Raw genomic sequence first — 14,815 nt, 5'->3', positions numbered from 1 at the left:
TGCATATACCCTTTTACATCCGAAAGGAAGCGAGACGACCTCCAAAGTCGCTGTTTCACGCCAAGCATATGCCCTCTTAACTGTTTAAAGGAAGCGGAACGACCTTCAACTCACCTCTTTGCTGCAAAGCGATATTATCCACCCAAAAGTCACTCCATTGCTTGTGGCAGACTTAATCCTCTCTTCTCGCACAAAAAACTTTTCATTCTCTGTTGGCGCCGTTGGCGTACGATAGGGAAATCTCAGGAATCTCCTTTTTATCTTGGGAGATTCTTTTTTTTGTCAAAAATCACGAATTCCGTATCTGTCTTGTCATTTTCGAAAAATCGCATTAAGATGTTTCTTCAGAAGATGTCTTCGCTATTTGAAAGGTGTGACTGATCATGAGGATACAACCGGCTGAAAGGATTCATCGATTACCTGTCCAGTTTTTCTCCTCGCTCGTGAGCCGGGCAGGTTCCTATATAGCTAATGGACATGAGGTGATCAATCTAGGCCAGGGAAACCCGGATTTGCCGACGCCGCCTCATATTGTGGAAGCGATGCGGGAAGCGGTGCTCGACCCTTCAACTCACCGTTACTCACCATTCTCTGGATTGCCTGAATTGAAAGAGGCGATCGCTGGATGGTATAAGAGAGAATATGATGTCGATCTGGATCCGGAGACGGAAGTGGCGATCCTCTTTGGCGGCAAAACAGGCCTCGTAGAGATCAGCCAGTGTCTTTTAAATCGGGGGGACGCTTGTTTGGTTCCCGATCCCGGGTATCCCGATTATTGGTCGGGCGTGGCCCTTTCCGGCGCAGATATGGTAATGATGCCTCTTCTTGAGGAAAATGAGTTTCTGCCCGATTACAGCCGCTTGCGTACTGAAGATTTGCGAAGGGCCAAGTTGATGTTTTTAAATTACCCAGCTAATCCGACGGCTGCGGTCGCCTCTTTATCTTTTTTTAAAGAGACGGTTGCGTTCGCAGAACAGCATGAGATCATTGTGGCGCACGATTTCGCTTATGGGGCCATCGGTTTTGACGGCCTCAAGCCTGTATCTTTTCTGCAGGTGCCGGGTGCCAAAGATGTAGGGGTGGAGTTTTATACCCTGTCCAAAACTTACAATATGGCGGGATGGCGTGTAGGTTTTGCGCTCGGAAACCAAGAAGTGATTCGTCTGATCAATTTGATTCAGGATCACTACTATGTGAGCCTTTTCGCTGCGATTCAGCGTGCCGCGATCGCCGCCTTGGAGGGACCGCAAGACTGTGTCAGGGAATTGGTCGCCATTTACCAACGCCGCCGAGACACATGGATTCAAGGATTGCGAGAAATCGGATGGGATTGCCAGGCACCGAAAGGATCATTTTTCACGTGGTTGCCCGTTCCTGAAGGATGGTCATCAGCGAAGTTCGCTGACTATTTGTTGGAACAAGCGCACCTAGTGGTCGCTCCCGGGATCGGCTTCGGGCCGCATGGGGAAGGATATGTGCGTGTCGGACTTTTGGCACCGGAAGGGCGTTTGCAGGAAGCGGTCGATCGTCTGGACCGATTGAAACTTTTTGCTTGAGGTTGGGTTGAGTGTATTGACGCTGGTGACTTTTCGTAGTATATTTTGAGTAACTTTATGAAAATAATCAAATTTGCCTCTTATCAAGAGAAGGCTGAGGGACTGGCCCGATGAAGCCCGGCAACCGACATGAGCGACTGCTTATGCACGGTGCTAACTCCTGCAGAATCACAGGATTCTGAGAGATAAGAGCTGCTCATATCGTGAGTCGGCCTCTTCCTCTCAGGAAGAGGCTTCTTTACTGCTTGACTGATATTCAAGCCGCAAACGGCTCCACCACAAGATTGGATTGTGTCTTTAGGAGGGCGTAATGCTTTGCGAGAGACAGCGACTTTGGAGGTCGCATCGCTACCTTATGAACGATATGGGGGTATATGCATTGCGCGTAATAGCGACTTTGAAGGCCGTTTCGCAACATATAATTATAATTTCATGAGAAACGACCTTCTCGGAGCATGAACGCAAAGCATATACCCACTGAAATGACCTCCACGGAGCGCGAACGCAAAGCATAAGACCGCCAAACTGAAATTTTTCAAGTTTGAGGTGAAGGCATGCATACAGATACAAGCCAATTCGTGACGGCAACCTACCTTGTACATAGCAAGGGAGGAGACCTCCATAAGAAAGCTTTGGGTATCGCTCATGGATTGACAGTCGGTACATGGACGGAACTGCCGGAAACGAAAAAAGAGGAGATGAAAAAACACCTCGGACATGTTGTCTCGGTTGAAGAATTGGGAAAGGACGAGAACGGACGGATCAAGGCCCGACTGACGATTGCTTATCCGATGATCAACCTGACACCTGACATTCCGGCATTGCTTACAACGATCTTCGGCAAATTGTCGATGGACGGGATGATTCGTCTCGTAGACGTGACGTTTCCTGAAGCCTTTGTGAAACAGTTTCCCGGTCCCAAATTCGGGATTGATGGTATAAGGAAGTTGCTCGGTGTGTACAATCGCCCCTTGCTCATGTCGATTTTCAAGTCTTGTATCGGTTATGATTTGAAAACAATGGCTGAACAGTTTTACTTGCAAGCGGCCGGTGGCGTCGATCTGGTGAAAGACGATGAGATTCTCTTTGATGAAACATACGCACCGTTTGAGAAACGGATCGAGGCGTGTCTGCGCGCGGCTGAGAATGCAGAGCGAGAAACAGGGAAAAAAGTTCTCTATGCGGCTAATTTAACAGGTCCTGTCACTGAGATTTTTACGAAAGCCAAGCGGGCGGTGCGGGCGGGTGCCAATGCTCTACTCATCAACGTGCTACCGTTTGGTTATGATGTTTTGCATCGTTTGGCGGCCGATCCGGAGATCACAGTCCCACTGGTCGCTCATCCCGCACTGGCTGGTGCTTTCTATGCTTCAGACCGCTACGGGATCTCTGCACCTATTCTATTGGGAAAACTGATGAGGCTCGCGGGCGCTGATTTCGTTCTCTATCCGTCTCCTTATGGTTCGGTTGCTATGGAAAGAGAAGAGACGCTCCAGATCGCTGCACATCTTCGCGGCAAACGAGAGGGGTTGAAGACCTCATTTCCGGTTCCGTCAGCAGGGATTCATCCTGGGATGGTACCCTTGTTATATCGTGATTTTGGAGTGGATCATGTGGTCAACGCGGGAGGCGGAATCCATGGTCATCCACAAGGGGCGACAGCGGGAGGACGTGCTTTTGTAGCAGCCATCGACGCAACTTGTAAAGGAATTCCATTCAAAGAGGCAGCAGCGGAGAGCCGTGAGCTGGAAGAGGCACTCGCGCTGTGGGGTTGTCCGGAAGAGGTGTCATGATGAGAAAAAAATGGATGATCTTTTGCGATTTTGACGGCACGATAACAGAACGGGATATGATCATCTCGATTATGGAAAAGTTTGGGCGTCCTGGGTGGGAAATGCTGAAAGAGGACGTACTGGCGGGGCGAATCTCGGTGGAGAGCGGAGTCGGACAAATGTTTGCACAGATTCCCAGTGAGGAAAAAGAACAAATCGTCAAATATGCTCAGAAGACAGCGAAGATTCGTTCCGGATTCAAAGAATTGTTACAGTATTGTCGGCAGGAAGGGATTCTATTTCTGGTGACTTCCGGAGGCATCGATTTTTTCGTCAAGCCGATCCTGTCGCCGTATGTGGATGAAAATAGAATCTTTTGCAATGGATCCGATTTTTCAGGGGAAACGATTCGCATCCTGTGGCCGTATGGATGTGACGAACATTGCGATGGGGGATGTGGACTTTGCAAACCGGCCATCCTCCGCAGATACGGGGCAAATGATGCGAAACGGATCGTCATCGGTGACAGCATCACCGACTGGAAGGCTGCACAGATGGCTGATCATGTGTTTGCTCGATCGCTGTTGTTGGAAAAATGCCGAGAATCCGCTATACCCCATACTCCTTTTCACACATTTATTGATGTGATCGAAACGTTGAAGCAATGGGAAGAAGAATGTAAGGAGGTTGCGCGATGAGCCAGTATCTTTTTTATCAGGAAGATCGCATACGGGTGGTTAAGGAATTGAATGAGATTGCGCACAATTTCAGCCAAAAAGGCTGGCTTCCTGCCACATCAGGCAATCTTTCTATCAGTCTCTGCCATGACCCGCTCGTGTTCGGCGTTACTGCAAGCGGCCGTGATAAAGAAAATCTGCAATTGGAAGATATCGTTTTTGTTAAAGAAGATTGTTCGCCCATTGAGCCTACCCGTTTAAAACCGTCAGCTGAGACCTTGATCCATGCAAAAATCTATCAACTCACAGGGGCAGGTTCTGTGTTGCATGTGCACACGGTCTACAACAACCTGATTTCCGAGATCTATGCGGAAGAAAAATCGGTCGTACTCTCTGATATGGAACTGATTAAAGGGTTGAATATCTGGGAGGAAGGGGCTGCGATCGAGATTCCCATCATTGAGAACTATGCGGACATCCCACGTCTTGCGGAAGAGATCGGCAAGCGGATCCATCCGCAAGTTCCGGGTGTTTTGATCCGTAAGCACGGCATTTATGCATGGGGAGAAGATTCTTTTTCCGCGAAGCGTCATGTAGAAGCGTTCGAGTTTATGTTCCAGTATCACTTCTTATGGTTAGGGTATGTGAGGACTTTGCAAGCGGTCGAACCTGCTAAGGTTGCGAACGTTTCAATTGGTTTGTTGTAAAAATTAAGTATATATCAAATAATTGGAATAGGGAGGCTTGTCAAATGACAGCGATTCGTATTCATGAAACGAATGAACGCATCGAAGGAAAAGAAAAAGTGGCTGCCTACTTGGCGAAGCAGGGGATTGTTTACGAAACTTGGGACATCTCGCGCGTACAAGGAGAGTTGAAAGAGGAATATGCGTTAACCGACGAACAGAAACAATCGATTATCGATCTCTACAAAGATGAGATCGCCGCTTTGTCCGCGAAACGGGGATATCGTTCCCAGGATATCGTTGTTCTGTCGGATGCCACTCCCAACCTGGACGCGTTGCTCGACAAGTTTAAAGCGGAACACCATCACACAGAAGATGAAGTTCGTTTTGTCGTTGACGGTCACGGGATTTTCGCGATCAAAGGCAAAGATGGCACCTACTTTGATGTCGAACTGGAACCGGGCGATTTGATTTCTGTCCCGGCGGGTACACGTCATTGGTTTACGTTGATGGATGACAGAAAAATTAAATGTATCCGCATTTTCGAATCTACGGAAGGCTGGGCAGCGATTTACGAGGAAGCGACGGCTTAATCGAGCGGACGCATGAGTAAAAAGCTTGCGTCCATTCGGGTGAAAGATTCGACTGAAAAAGTATTACGGACCTCTCGATGGTAAACTAGGAGAGGTCTTTTTTATGTCTCAAATTGACGTCAGGGCCCTTCTCATCTAATGCAATCCTCACGATGACGGAACGATACCGTTTACATTTTTACATAAACCGGTTTATAATAAAACTCAAAATAGAAGACGAAAAAGTATTTATTTTTTTATGCAACTAAATCGGTTTATTCAAAGAACTTTGGATACTTGGCCTTCTCGGTGAGAGTTTTTCCTTGCCCATTATTTTCAATATGGAGGTGTTTTTAGGATGTCATTCGATGTACTGACATTTGGAGAAGCCATGGCGATGTTCATTGCGGATCAGACGGGCGAGTTAGATCGGGTTACCCATTTTACGCGCGGTTTAGCGGGAGCCGAAACAAATGTTGCTGTAGGTTTATCTCGTTTAGGATATAAAGTCGGATGGGTGAGTAAGGTTGGAAATGATTCGTTTGGAAGGTTTATCATCGAAACGTTGAAAGCTGAAGGTGTCGATACCTCCCATGTACAGATGGATCCTTACAACCCCACAGGTTTTCTGTTGAAGTCCAAAGTAGAATCAGGGGATCCTCAAGTCGAGTATTTTCGGAAAGGGTCTGCCGCGAGCAAGCTAGGGTCGGAAGACGTTGTGCCCGATTATTTTTCTCGTGCTTCCCATTTGCATATGACGGGAATTCCTCCGGCTCTATCAACTACGGCGAGGGATTTTTCCAAAAATGTTCTATGTTTGATGAAGTCGATGCAACGAACCGTTTCATTTGATCCCAACCTTCGCCCACAGTTATGGAACAGTGAAAAAGAAATGATCCAAGTCATTAACGAGTTTGCCATGCAAGCAGACATTGTATTGCCGGGAATTTCGGAAGGTGAAATTCTTACGGGATATACTCAACCGCGAGATATTGCGGCTTTCTATTTGGATCAGGGCGTGAAGCTTGTTGTTGTGAAATTGGGCTCGGAAGGGGCTTACTATAGGACTGAAAAGGAAGAGGAGATGGTTCCCGGTTATCGTGTAGAACGGGTGATCGATACAGTTGGTGCTGGAGACGGGTTCGCTGTAGGTATAATCAGTGGAATTTTGGATGGCTTATCGTTGACGGAGATTGTATCACGGGCCAATGCGATCGGTGCACTGGCAGTGATGTCTCCCGGTGATATGGATGGGTTACCGACGCGTGATGAACTCGAATCATTTATGCAGGATCAACGGACAAATACAAGATAAAGGGGAATCGAATGATGTGCGATCAGAAAGATAATCGGAATCATAATCCCGAGAACCATGAAGAAACTGAATCATTCAGATCTACTCTCGCTGATCATCCGTTGGTTGCGGTTCTTCGAGCAGAGACAGCCGAGGACGCGATTGAAAAAGCGGATGCTTTAATTGAAGCGGGTATTACGTGCATAGAGGTGACATTTACTGTCCCGAATGCCGGGGATGTCATTCAATACTTAGTAAAACGTAAAGGTTGTCATGTTGGTGCTGGTACAGTGGTAACCGCGCAACAGGTTCAAGAGGCAATAACAGCCGGTGCACGTTTTTTGGTGAGCCCCGGATACTCGTTCGATGTCGATATGGCGGCCAAGGATGCAAATGTTCCGTATATTCCTGGAGTGCTCACTCCTACAGATATTATGGCTGCCTTGGCACAAGGTCACCGTTTGATGAAACTGTTTCCTGCGAACGTCTTGGGGCCTGGTTATCTCAGAGGATTGAGAGAACCGTTTCCCCAGGTATCGTTTATGCCGACCGGTGGAATTTCCATTGCCGACATGAATGATTGGTTTGCCGCCGGCGCTGTGGCTGTTGGGATGGGAGGAGCACTTACAAAAGGGACAGCGGATCAAGTCAAGTGCAAGGCACAAGAAGCATTGGCACAATTACAAAGATGAAAGAGGATGAAATATCATGTATGTTTGATGAATAGGAGGGGAGGCGTATGGCGCGGGTCAAGATGGAGGATGTAGCAAAACTGGCAGGAGTATCGAAAAGCACCGTATCACAGTACCTCAATAAACGTTATGAATATATGAGCATTGAAACTCGTCAAAGAATTGAACAAGCGATCAAAGAAACAGGCTATCAGCGAAATGTTGTAGCGAGAAGCCTAAAAGTAAAGAAGACCCATACGATCGGAGTTATAGTAGCCAATATTCTGCACTATTTTTCAACTGCGATAAGCAGAGGGATCGAAGATTACTGCAATAAACACGGCTTCAACGTCATTGTATGTAATGCTGATGACAATCCTGTTAAGGAACGTGAATATATCGAAATGTTACTTGCCAAGCAAGTAGACGGTTTGATCCTTGCATCTACGAATGAAAATAATGACCTATTAAAAAAACTGGTTGAGGGAGGCTTTCCACTCGTCCTGGTTGATCGCAAATTAGATGGAATTGAAGCGGATGGAGTATTTTCAAACAACGTCAAGGCTTCTGTTGATGCGATCTCACATTTCATCAAACTGGGACATCGATCGATTGCGCTCTTCTCACCGGCCATCAAAAAATTATCACAAAGAAAAGAACGGTACGAAGGGTATCTACGAGCATTGAGCCAGCATCACATCGAGATTCAAGAACAATATATCAAATTTGTTGATAAGATTTCGGATACAAGAAAGATCATTTTGGAACTGTTACACTTGCCCGTTCCGCCAACGGCCCTCTTCTGTACTAATGATTTGACCACAATAGAAACTCTAAAAGTCCTCAAAGAAGAAAAGGTGAATATACCGAGCGATATAGCCGTTATTGGATTCGATGATTCCCCTTGGCTGCAACTTCTTGAGCCACCGCTTACGACCGTGGTTCAGCAAACCTATGATATGGGTGTGAAAAGCGCTGAATTACTTCTTAATAAGATCGAAAATCCACACTCGAAACACTGTACGGTTCATATCATGGATTGCCAGCTGATTGTTCGGGAGTCGTGCGGATTCCTACGCGCTGGGGTTGATTGAGTGGGGATAAAAAAAATAAGAAGGTACAACGACCTTCTTATTTTAATACATAAACCTTAATGTTTTGCATTCCAAATTTTGTTGCTTGTTGCGGGGACGTTGGAACAAAAATATCGATGCGATTTCCGTGCACGCCGATATCTGTTGCATGTGCAATCATTCCCCCTTTAGGAAGCCCCGGGAAATCGTACCCTGTGATATAAAGGGTAGATCCAAGCGGGATCACGGAAGGGTCTACGGCAACGGTTCCTACATGAAGAGGATTTCCCATGTAATCAATACCTGCATATCCTCCGTTTTCGCCAGGGGCAGCCGTATAAGCGGTCGCTACCATGGACAATTCCTTTTTATGCGGAAGTGTTTGCCGAGAAGTTGATTCCACGCGAGAGTTTGTGGAACTATTCTTTTTGGAAGTGCGAGAAGGAATTCGTATCTTTTCGCCAATTTGCAGATTCCGCGGACGAACGCCGGGATTGGTGGACAATAAATTTGCAAGCGGGACATGGAATTTTCTAGAGAGTTTCCAGAGCGTATCTCCTTTTTTGATGGAATACGTCCAACTTTCTTGTCCGGTTTGCAAATTCATTGGTGCGGCTGCGAAGGCTTGGGAAGAAATTCCAGCCATGGAAAGTCCCAATACAGTTGACAACAACATTGTTTTCACTTTCTTCATTCCTAGTACAACTCTCCTTTATCAATTGCCTACGAGGTTAGTTGACGGGTTCGGGTCAAGGAGTCACCCTACTTAAAACTCGAAGTTTTAAGATTCACCCCTAAAAAAAGTCCCCCGTTCTTCACATTTGAAGATTCGGCTATTCTTTTCTTACTGTACCATAGTATAAGCGCGATGCAACTCGAAAAATTTTACAACTAACTCTCGATTTAACGTCTAAAACCTAACATTGAGTTCTCGCATTCAACATATTTTGAACTGGTGACCGTTCAACAGTCACGATTCAACCGAATGGTTACCCCATGATGCTCAAGCGGCAATCAGAACATGAAAAATTTTCTTGTGCAGAAATACAATGAATGCATCCGGGAATTCCGGATGCAGCTATGTGTACAGGAGAATCTAGAAGATTCAGTTTGACAATTTTTCTTGTTTACGTGGTTGCCACACATGTAAGTATTGGTAGGCTAAATACGAGCCGATGACAACAATGACTGCAAAAACTTGTGACGCGAGAGTTTCAACAGTGGGGATTACCGAGAACCACAAGCCCATCCAATCGGGGATATCTAAGTCGATCTGAGTTGTCGAAATCCACCCGGCTTGCTGCATCTCCTGAACGGTCTCTCCAGTCATGACAAAGAGGACAACTCCCAGCATGATGCCAGTGATTACGAGCATTTTCTTGTAAGGGAGGCGTTGATGCGCGAAGAAGGTAAGCACGGCAACGAGCATCGTTAAGCCCAGACCAATCGCTGACCCAAGGAGAACCGCATGAGTGCCGACCTGCAACCGTATCGTCTGTAGGAAAAGTACAACTTCGAACCCTTCACGGTACATGGATGTCAGTCCTAGAATAATGAGTCCCTTGTATGTAATCGATTGGTCGTTACCCGATGATTCGATGATCTCGCGCTTCCTTTGGTTATGATGGGTGATCCAACCCGTCCAGTAGATCTTGTGAAAGAACCAGTTCATGATCACAAGCAGTACCACGTTCGCCAGGAGGCCGGTTGCTGCCTGAATATTGAGTTCTGATGTGGTGCTGCCGACTAAGTTGATGATCCCTACAACCACAAACCAGGTGACTAGTGTTGCCAAGAAAGACAATCCTGCACCAAGAGAAATCGGCTTCCAATAATCGCTTTTGGCACGTACGAGACTCGCTATAATTGCAGATAACACCAAAATGGCCTCAAGTCCCTCACGAAAAACAAGAATACCCGTGTCTATGATAGCAGCCGTTGGACTCAGGTTTTGATCGGTGGGATCAGGGGCTCCATGAGCGGTAACGCCCTGCCAGACGAAGACACCTACTACCAGAAATGCTGCTATACATACGAGAATTGATTTGGCATTAAGAAATGTGCGTAACATAGATTTCATCCCCTTTATTAATAATGAGAATCATTTTCATTACAATGGTATTTTATTCCCTCTTTGATTCTTCGTCAAGAGCTCTCAGGGAAAGTGGGGATACAACGATTTCATGATACGAAAACCCCGGATCATCCGGGATTTTATGTGAACGGATCGTCGACCGATCCGACCAGATCGCGAAGAACTCCATCACTGGCCCCGACAACGAAAGGAGTATCCGGTCTGATTCCCATTTGGGTCGCGTGTCCGGATTCATTCCGGAAAGATATTACCATGGGTGAGTAGATAGAACGATATTGGATGAAAGATATGATTTGACACGGGAGAGTATTGTTTTGTTCTCGTTGATGATTTGTAGTAAAATCATAAATTATGGAACAAATATACATGTGATTTTGTTAGTATTCGGACTCATGAATCAGTCTCCTCGAAAGGAATATAGGTTAGCAAAAGGAGGAAGAATCATGAAATATAACTTCGATGAAGTGATAGATCGTATAGGAACAAACTCGAGTAAGTGGGATTATCGCGAGAAGATTTTTGGTACGGAAGATGTACTCCCCTTATGGGTGGCCGATATGGATTTTCCGTGTCCGCCATGCGTTGTGGAAGCGATCATCAAACGGGCGCAGCATCCGATATACGGGTATCCGGGTAAGCCGCGTGAGTTTTACGCTGCTGCTGTCCATTGGCTCAAACGTAGATTTGGTGTTGATGTCCAACCGGAATGGATGGCTACGGTTCCCGGAGTTGTTCCTGGCATACATATTGCTATTGAAGCTTTTACGAATCCGGGGGACAAAGTCGTTGTACAACCGCCAGTCTATCATCCGTTCTTCCGTGCGATACGAAACCGTGGGCGTCAAATTGTCGAGAATCCGTTGATGGAAAAAGACGGCCGATATTATATGGATTTCGCAGATTTGAGGGAGAAAATCGATGAAAGAACACGGATGCTGATTTTGTGCAGCCCTCATAATCCCGTGGGACGAGTATGGGAAAGAGATGAGTTGTTGGAATTGGCCGATATCTGTATGAAAAACGATATCATCATCATCTCCGATGAGATACATTCGGATTTAGTGTATGAGAAAGGGAAACATATTCCACTCTTCTCTCTCTCTCCGGAGATTTCGAATCATTGTATCACATTTATCTCCGTGAGTAAGACATTTAATTTGGCGGGGTTATTCACCTCGATTGCCTTTACTGAAAATCCAAAGATTTTGCGTGAATTGAAAATGGCGATACATAAAGCCAGCATGGAAGATATCAATTTGTTCGGAATCGAAGCTTTGATTGCCGCTTATAATGAAGGCGAGGACTGGCTGGAAGAACTGTTGCTGTATTTGAAAGGAAACGCCGAGTATATCAGCAATTTTTTGCGAGAAAGGATTCCTCAAGTCAAAATGCAGGTTCCGGAGGGAACCTACTTGGGTTGGATGGACTTTCGTGAATTAGGGCTTCGAGGGGAAGAATTAAAGGAATTTATCATACGGAAAGCGAAATTGGGATTGAATGACGGAATGATGTTCGGCGCTCAAGGAGAAGGATTTCAACGCATCAATTTCGCATGTTCGCGAAAAACTCTCGAAGAGGCCATGTTGCGTCTGGAAAAAGCGGTGAAAGAACTGAAAGCGTAGAAACTGGAATGATCAGCATTCAATTTCTGATATGTTTGCTTCGATGAAGCTGTGATTGGAGGGACAACAATGAGTGAAGTTCTCTTTCTACAATACCCGAAGTGCGGCACCTGTCGGAAAGCGAAACAGTATCTTGAAAGCAAAGATGTCTCATATACGGAGAGAAATATCGTAGAAAATCCGCCGACGAAAGAGGAGTTGCGTTCTTTTATCGAGAAAAGCGGATTGGATATACGCAAATTTTTTAATACGAGTGGTCAAAAGTACAGAGAACTCGGTTTGAAAGACAAGTTAAAAACGATGACGGAAGAAGAAATGCTCGAACTTTTGGCATCTGACGGCATGTTGGTGAAGAGACCGATCATCCAATCGGGCGATAAGGTCACCGTGGGATTCAAGCCTGAAGAAGTGGACAAAGTTCTTTCATAAGCAGATTCCCGTACTTCAAATATATCGCCGAATGACCTCCCGATCGACTCGGGAGTTTTTCCTTTTCATTGATGATAAATCGGGTGCGGCTTCATGAGAAACGAGATATAATGAATAGATATGGAAGGAGTGTTTCAACGTTGAAGACCAATCGTGTACGTATTTGCTATAATCCGGAAGGTATCGGGGACGTTCTGCTCGTTGAACTGAACTCCTCTAGGGGAGAGACTGTCTATGAACGCAAGGGTGATGTTGCCCTGATCCGTTGCAAAGAATCGGGTGAAGTGGTTGGCCTGAACATTTTTTCGGCATCTGACTATTTTTCCTGGCCAAAAACGAATGGCTTGGTACAGGCGAATGGGGAACAAGTCGGAGAAATCGAACGGGCGTTACATAAGAACGGAGTGGATCTGACGATCGAATACGATCCCTATCTGCATGTCGTGGTGGGGGAAGTGATTGAAGTGAAGAAACATCCCGATGCGGACAAGCTAAAAGTTTGTCGGGTATCAATCGGAAATGGGGAAGAGTTACAAATCGTCTGCGGTGCTTCCAATGTGGCGGAAGGAATCAAGGTTCCTACCGCGTTGATCGGAGCGATTTTGCCAAACGGAATGGAAATCAAAGAAGCCAAACTCCGCGGCGTCGTTTCAAAAGGGATGTTATGTTCCGCGAAAGAATTGGGGATCTCGGAGACCCCGGGTCTCTTGATTCTGCCGGAAAACTTACAACCGCGAACATCTTTTGAAAAAGCGATGGTAGCATAACCTGCCTAGCATGAGTGGTGGGGGGGTATTTGTGAAATTTACAAAAATGCACGGGTTGGGGAACAATTATATTTATGTCAATTTATTTGAAGAAACTTTACGGGAAGAGGAATTGGCGGATGTAGCGATCCGTGTAAGTGATGTGAATACGGGCATCGGTTCTGATGGCATGATCTTAATCGCTCCCTCCGAACAGGCCGATTTTAAAATGCGCATCTTTAACCAGGATGGGTCGGAAGGAAAGAACTGTGGAAACGGCTTGCGCTGTGTGGCGAAATTTGTGTATGAGAGAGGGCTTACCGATAAAAAAATATTCTCGATCGAGACCCTGGGGGGAATCGTTGAGGCGAGGTTGCATCTAAACGGTGAGAATCGGGTGGAATCGATCACAGTCGATATGGGAAAGCCCCGCTTACGTAAGAAAGACATCCCCGTTGTAGGGGATCCGGAATCGGAGATGATCATGGAACCGGTTGAAGTCGATGGAAATACGTATCGGATTACCTGTGTGTCCATGGGCAATCCCCATGCGGTCATCTTTGTTGATGACGTGGAAACAATCGACGTAACAAACTTGGGGCCAAAATTGGAACATCACCCCTTGTTTCCCGAACGGGTCAATGTGGAGTTTATTCAAGTGGTCTCGCGCGATGAAATCATCTTCCGCGTATGGGAAAGAGGTTCCGGCGTCACACAAGCTTGCGGGACAGGTGCTTGCGCGGCGGTCGTCGCAGGCATCCTCAATGGGAAATTGAACCGCAAAGTTCTCGTTCATTTACTCGGTGGCGATCTTGAGATCGAATGGAGCGAAGAAAACGGAAAAGTGTATATGACGGGTCCTGCCACATTCGTTTGTGACGGAATATTTTATAAGTAGTACCCCATGTCGCAAGCGGCACCATCAGAGGATGAAAAGTGACTTTGGGTGGGCGTAATGCTTTGCGTGAGACAGCGACTTTGGAGGTCGTCTCGCAACGACTAAACATATTCCCAGCGAGACGACCTCCACGGAGCACGAACGCAAAGCATACGCCGCCAAACTACATATTTTTCAAGATTGGAAGGGAGTTGAACATATGGAACAATTGGGAATCACAGGTCGTTCCCGACATGATACCCCCGACGAATTTGCTACCTTATCGGCGGTTATCATTGACGGAGAAGAGGTGTTCATTGATAATGGCGCGATTCACGGGAAGAGCCGCGTGGAACGAGGCATCTCATTTTCAGCTAAAAGTCCCGATGAAGTACCGGGGGGCATCCGTATCCCTGTTATTTGGGTCACTTTGCGTCGTACGGAAGGGGGCTTCGGCTACTCGGGGATTTGCGGTTCCGTACTCGTGATTGATAAGGAAGCGCGAACCGGCTACAAGAGTCTTCCTGATCAAGTGAACAAGATGGATGCAGCGATGAAAGGCAAAGTACAGGTAGATGCCTTGACGGAGAAGGAAAAAAAACTTTTGTCCGATTTCTTGCGGGAATTTCGCGGCGGGGAACTGTGGAAAAATACGGATGAAAATGTAAAATCCTCTCTTTCATAAAAATGAACATATTTTTGTAAAAATACATTCCGTTACAGAGGTGGTTCTGATATAATCAGT

Annotated in this window: 15 protein-coding genes and 2 riboswitches; of the genes, 13 read left to right on the top strand and 2 right to left on the bottom strand. The window is 46.3% G+C overall.

Features of this window, described 5'->3' with window-relative positions:
* Nucleotides 1-383: 383 nt before the first annotated feature.
* The 8 genes from DNHGIG_RS01925 to DNHGIG_RS01890 all read left to right on the top strand — a co-directional run bounded on the left by DNHGIG_RS01925 (nucleotide 384) and on the right by DNHGIG_RS01890 (nucleotide 8,322).
* Nucleotides 384-1,556 carry a pyridoxal phosphate-dependent aminotransferase gene (locus DNHGIG_RS01925; RefSeq protein ID WP_282198093.1) on the top strand — a complete coding sequence of 391 codons (1,173 nt, stop codon included), beginning with the start codon at nucleotides 384-386 and terminating at the stop codon, nucleotides 1,554-1,556.
* A 77-nt stretch (nucleotides 1,557-1,633) separates the two neighbouring features.
* A riboswitch (SAM riboswitch) is annotated at nucleotides 1,634-1,748 on the top strand.
* A 362-nt stretch (nucleotides 1,749-2,110) separates the two neighbouring features.
* Complete coding sequence (locus DNHGIG_RS01920) at nucleotides 2,111-3,349, top strand: 2,3-diketo-5-methylthiopentyl-1-phosphate enolase (protein ID WP_282198092.1); 1,239 nt, start codon at nucleotides 2,111-2,113, stop codon at nucleotides 3,347-3,349.
* Nucleotides 3,349-4,026, top strand: a complete 678-nt coding sequence (locus DNHGIG_RS01915; RefSeq protein ID WP_282198091.1) for a 2-hydroxy-3-keto-5-methylthiopentenyl-1-phosphate phosphatase — start codon at nucleotides 3,349-3,351, stop codon at nucleotides 4,024-4,026. The genes DNHGIG_RS01920 and DNHGIG_RS01915 overlap by 1 nt, the downstream gene beginning before the upstream one ends.
* Nucleotides 4,023-4,712, top strand: coding sequence for a methylthioribulose 1-phosphate dehydratase (locus tag DNHGIG_RS01910; RefSeq protein ID WP_282198090.1), 690 nt, complete (start codon nucleotides 4,023-4,025; stop codon nucleotides 4,710-4,712). Before DNHGIG_RS01915 ends, DNHGIG_RS01910 begins: the two co-directional genes overlap by 4 nt.
* 44 nt (nucleotides 4,713-4,756) lie before the next feature.
* On the top strand, nucleotides 4,757-5,284 hold the full coding sequence (locus tag DNHGIG_RS01905) for a 1,2-dihydroxy-3-keto-5-methylthiopentene dioxygenase (protein ID WP_282198089.1): 528 nt from the start codon (nucleotides 4,757-4,759) through the stop codon (nucleotides 5,282-5,284).
* Between the two features lie 337 nt (nucleotides 5,285-5,621).
* Nucleotides 5,622-6,578: a sugar kinase gene (locus DNHGIG_RS01900; RefSeq protein ID WP_282198088.1), complete on the top strand. Its 957-nt coding sequence runs from the start codon at nucleotides 5,622-5,624 to the stop codon at nucleotides 6,576-6,578.
* Nucleotides 6,579-6,592: 14 nt separating this feature from the next.
* Nucleotides 6,593-7,249, top strand: a complete 657-nt coding sequence (locus tag DNHGIG_RS01895) for a bifunctional 4-hydroxy-2-oxoglutarate aldolase/2-dehydro-3-deoxy-phosphogluconate aldolase (protein WP_282198087.1) — start codon at nucleotides 6,593-6,595, stop codon at nucleotides 7,247-7,249.
* Between the two features lie 47 nt (nucleotides 7,250-7,296).
* Entirely contained in the window at nucleotides 7,297-8,322 is a 1,026-nt protein-coding gene (locus tag DNHGIG_RS01890; RefSeq protein ID WP_282198086.1) for a LacI family DNA-binding transcriptional regulator, read from the top strand.
* Between the two features lie 37 nt (nucleotides 8,323-8,359).
* Here DNHGIG_RS01890 and DNHGIG_RS01885 read toward each other — a convergent pair whose 3' ends face one another.
* Together DNHGIG_RS01885 and DNHGIG_RS01880 are read right to left on the bottom strand one after the other, a co-directional pair.
* Nucleotides 8,360-8,995: a LysM peptidoglycan-binding domain-containing protein gene (locus DNHGIG_RS01885; protein ID WP_282198085.1), complete on the bottom strand. Its 636-nt coding sequence runs from the start codon at nucleotides 8,993-8,995 to the stop codon at nucleotides 8,360-8,362.
* A gap of 11 nt (nucleotides 8,996-9,006) precedes the next feature.
* Nucleotides 9,007-9,146: riboswitch (cyclic di-AMP (ydaO/yuaA leader) on the bottom strand.
* Between the two features lie 260 nt (nucleotides 9,147-9,406).
* Complete coding sequence (locus DNHGIG_RS01880; RefSeq protein ID WP_282198084.1) at nucleotides 9,407-10,372, bottom strand: FTR1 family iron permease; 966 nt, start codon at nucleotides 10,370-10,372, stop codon at nucleotides 9,407-9,409.
* A gap of 467 nt (nucleotides 10,373-10,839) precedes the next feature.
* On the opposite strand from DNHGIG_RS01880, the gene DNHGIG_RS01875 reads away from it, so the two are divergent.
* The 5 genes from DNHGIG_RS01875 (at nucleotide 10,840) to DNHGIG_RS01855 (ending at nucleotide 14,755) form a co-directional block, all read left to right on the top strand.
* Nucleotides 10,840-12,018 (top strand): MalY/PatB family protein, encoded by a 1,179-nt coding sequence (locus tag DNHGIG_RS01875; RefSeq protein WP_282198083.1) that lies wholly within the window; start codon nucleotides 10,840-10,842, stop codon nucleotides 12,016-12,018.
* Nucleotides 12,019-12,087: 69 nt separating this feature from the next.
* Nucleotides 12,088-12,447: an arsenate reductase family protein gene (locus DNHGIG_RS01870; protein ID WP_282198082.1), complete on the top strand. Its 360-nt coding sequence runs from the start codon at nucleotides 12,088-12,090 to the stop codon at nucleotides 12,445-12,447.
* Between the two features lie 140 nt (nucleotides 12,448-12,587).
* On the top strand, nucleotides 12,588-13,214 hold the full coding sequence (ytpR, locus tag DNHGIG_RS01865; protein WP_282198081.1) for a YtpR family tRNA-binding protein: 627 nt from the start codon (nucleotides 12,588-12,590) through the stop codon (nucleotides 13,212-13,214).
* Between the two features lie 10 nt (nucleotides 13,215-13,224).
* On the top strand, nucleotides 13,225-14,091 hold the full coding sequence (gene dapF / locus DNHGIG_RS01860) for a diaminopimelate epimerase (protein ID WP_282198080.1): 867 nt from the start codon (nucleotides 13,225-13,227) through the stop codon (nucleotides 14,089-14,091).
* A 199-nt stretch (nucleotides 14,092-14,290) separates the two neighbouring features.
* Nucleotides 14,291-14,755 carry a YwhD family protein gene (locus DNHGIG_RS01855; protein ID WP_282198079.1) on the top strand — a complete coding sequence of 155 codons (465 nt, stop codon included), beginning with the start codon at nucleotides 14,291-14,293 and terminating at the stop codon, nucleotides 14,753-14,755.
* Nucleotides 14,756-14,815: the final 60 nt, after the last annotated feature.

It is taken from the genome of Collibacillus ludicampi, assembly GCF_023705585.1.
Taxonomy (GTDB): Bacteria; Bacillota; Bacilli; order Tumebacillales; family BOQE01; genus Collibacillus; species Collibacillus ludicampi.
This window is presented reverse-complemented; position numbering and strand designations above follow the sequence as displayed.

What these genes read in the sequence shown, in the direction of transcription:
- DNHGIG_RS01900 (WP_282198088.1), top strand. Translation starts at nt 5,622, where the DNA reads ATGTCATTCGATGTACTGACATTTGGAGAAGCCATGGCGATGTTCATT.
- dapF (WP_282198080.1), top strand. Translation starts at nt 13,225, where the DNA reads ATGAGTGGTGGGGGGGTATTTGTGAAATTTACAAAAATGCACGGGTTG.
- DNHGIG_RS01890 (WP_282198086.1), top strand. Translation starts at nt 7,297, where the DNA reads ATGGCGCGGGTCAAGATGGAGGATGTAGCAAAACTGGCAGGAGTATCG.
- DNHGIG_RS01915 (WP_282198091.1), top strand. Translation starts at nt 3,349, where the DNA reads ATGAGAAAAAAATGGATGATCTTTTGCGATTTTGACGGCACGATAACA.
- DNHGIG_RS01895 (WP_282198087.1), top strand. Translation starts at nt 6,593, where the DNA reads ATGTGCGATCAGAAAGATAATCGGAATCATAATCCCGAGAACCATGAA.
- DNHGIG_RS01880 (WP_282198084.1), bottom strand. Translation starts at nt 10,372, where the DNA reads ATGTTACGCACATTTCTTAATGCCAAATCAATTCTCGTATGTATAGCA.
- DNHGIG_RS01875 (WP_282198083.1), top strand. Translation starts at nt 10,840, where the DNA reads ATGAAATATAACTTCGATGAAGTGATAGATCGTATAGGAACAAACTCG.
- DNHGIG_RS01910 (WP_282198090.1), top strand. Translation starts at nt 4,023, where the DNA reads ATGAGCCAGTATCTTTTTTATCAGGAAGATCGCATACGGGTGGTTAAG.
- DNHGIG_RS01905 (WP_282198089.1), top strand. Translation starts at nt 4,757, where the DNA reads ATGACAGCGATTCGTATTCATGAAACGAATGAACGCATCGAAGGAAAA.
- DNHGIG_RS01885 (WP_282198085.1), bottom strand. Translation starts at nt 8,995, where the DNA reads ATGAAGAAAGTGAAAACAATGTTGTTGTCAACTGTATTGGGACTTTCC.
- DNHGIG_RS01855 (WP_282198079.1), top strand. Translation starts at nt 14,291, where the DNA reads ATGGAACAATTGGGAATCACAGGTCGTTCCCGACATGATACCCCCGAC.
- DNHGIG_RS01920 (WP_282198092.1), top strand. Translation starts at nt 2,111, where the DNA reads ATGCATACAGATACAAGCCAATTCGTGACGGCAACCTACCTTGTACAT.
- DNHGIG_RS01870 (WP_282198082.1), top strand. Translation starts at nt 12,088, where the DNA reads ATGAGTGAAGTTCTCTTTCTACAATACCCGAAGTGCGGCACCTGTCGG.
- DNHGIG_RS01925 (WP_282198093.1), top strand. Translation starts at nt 384, where the DNA reads ATGAGGATACAACCGGCTGAAAGGATTCATCGATTACCTGTCCAGTTT.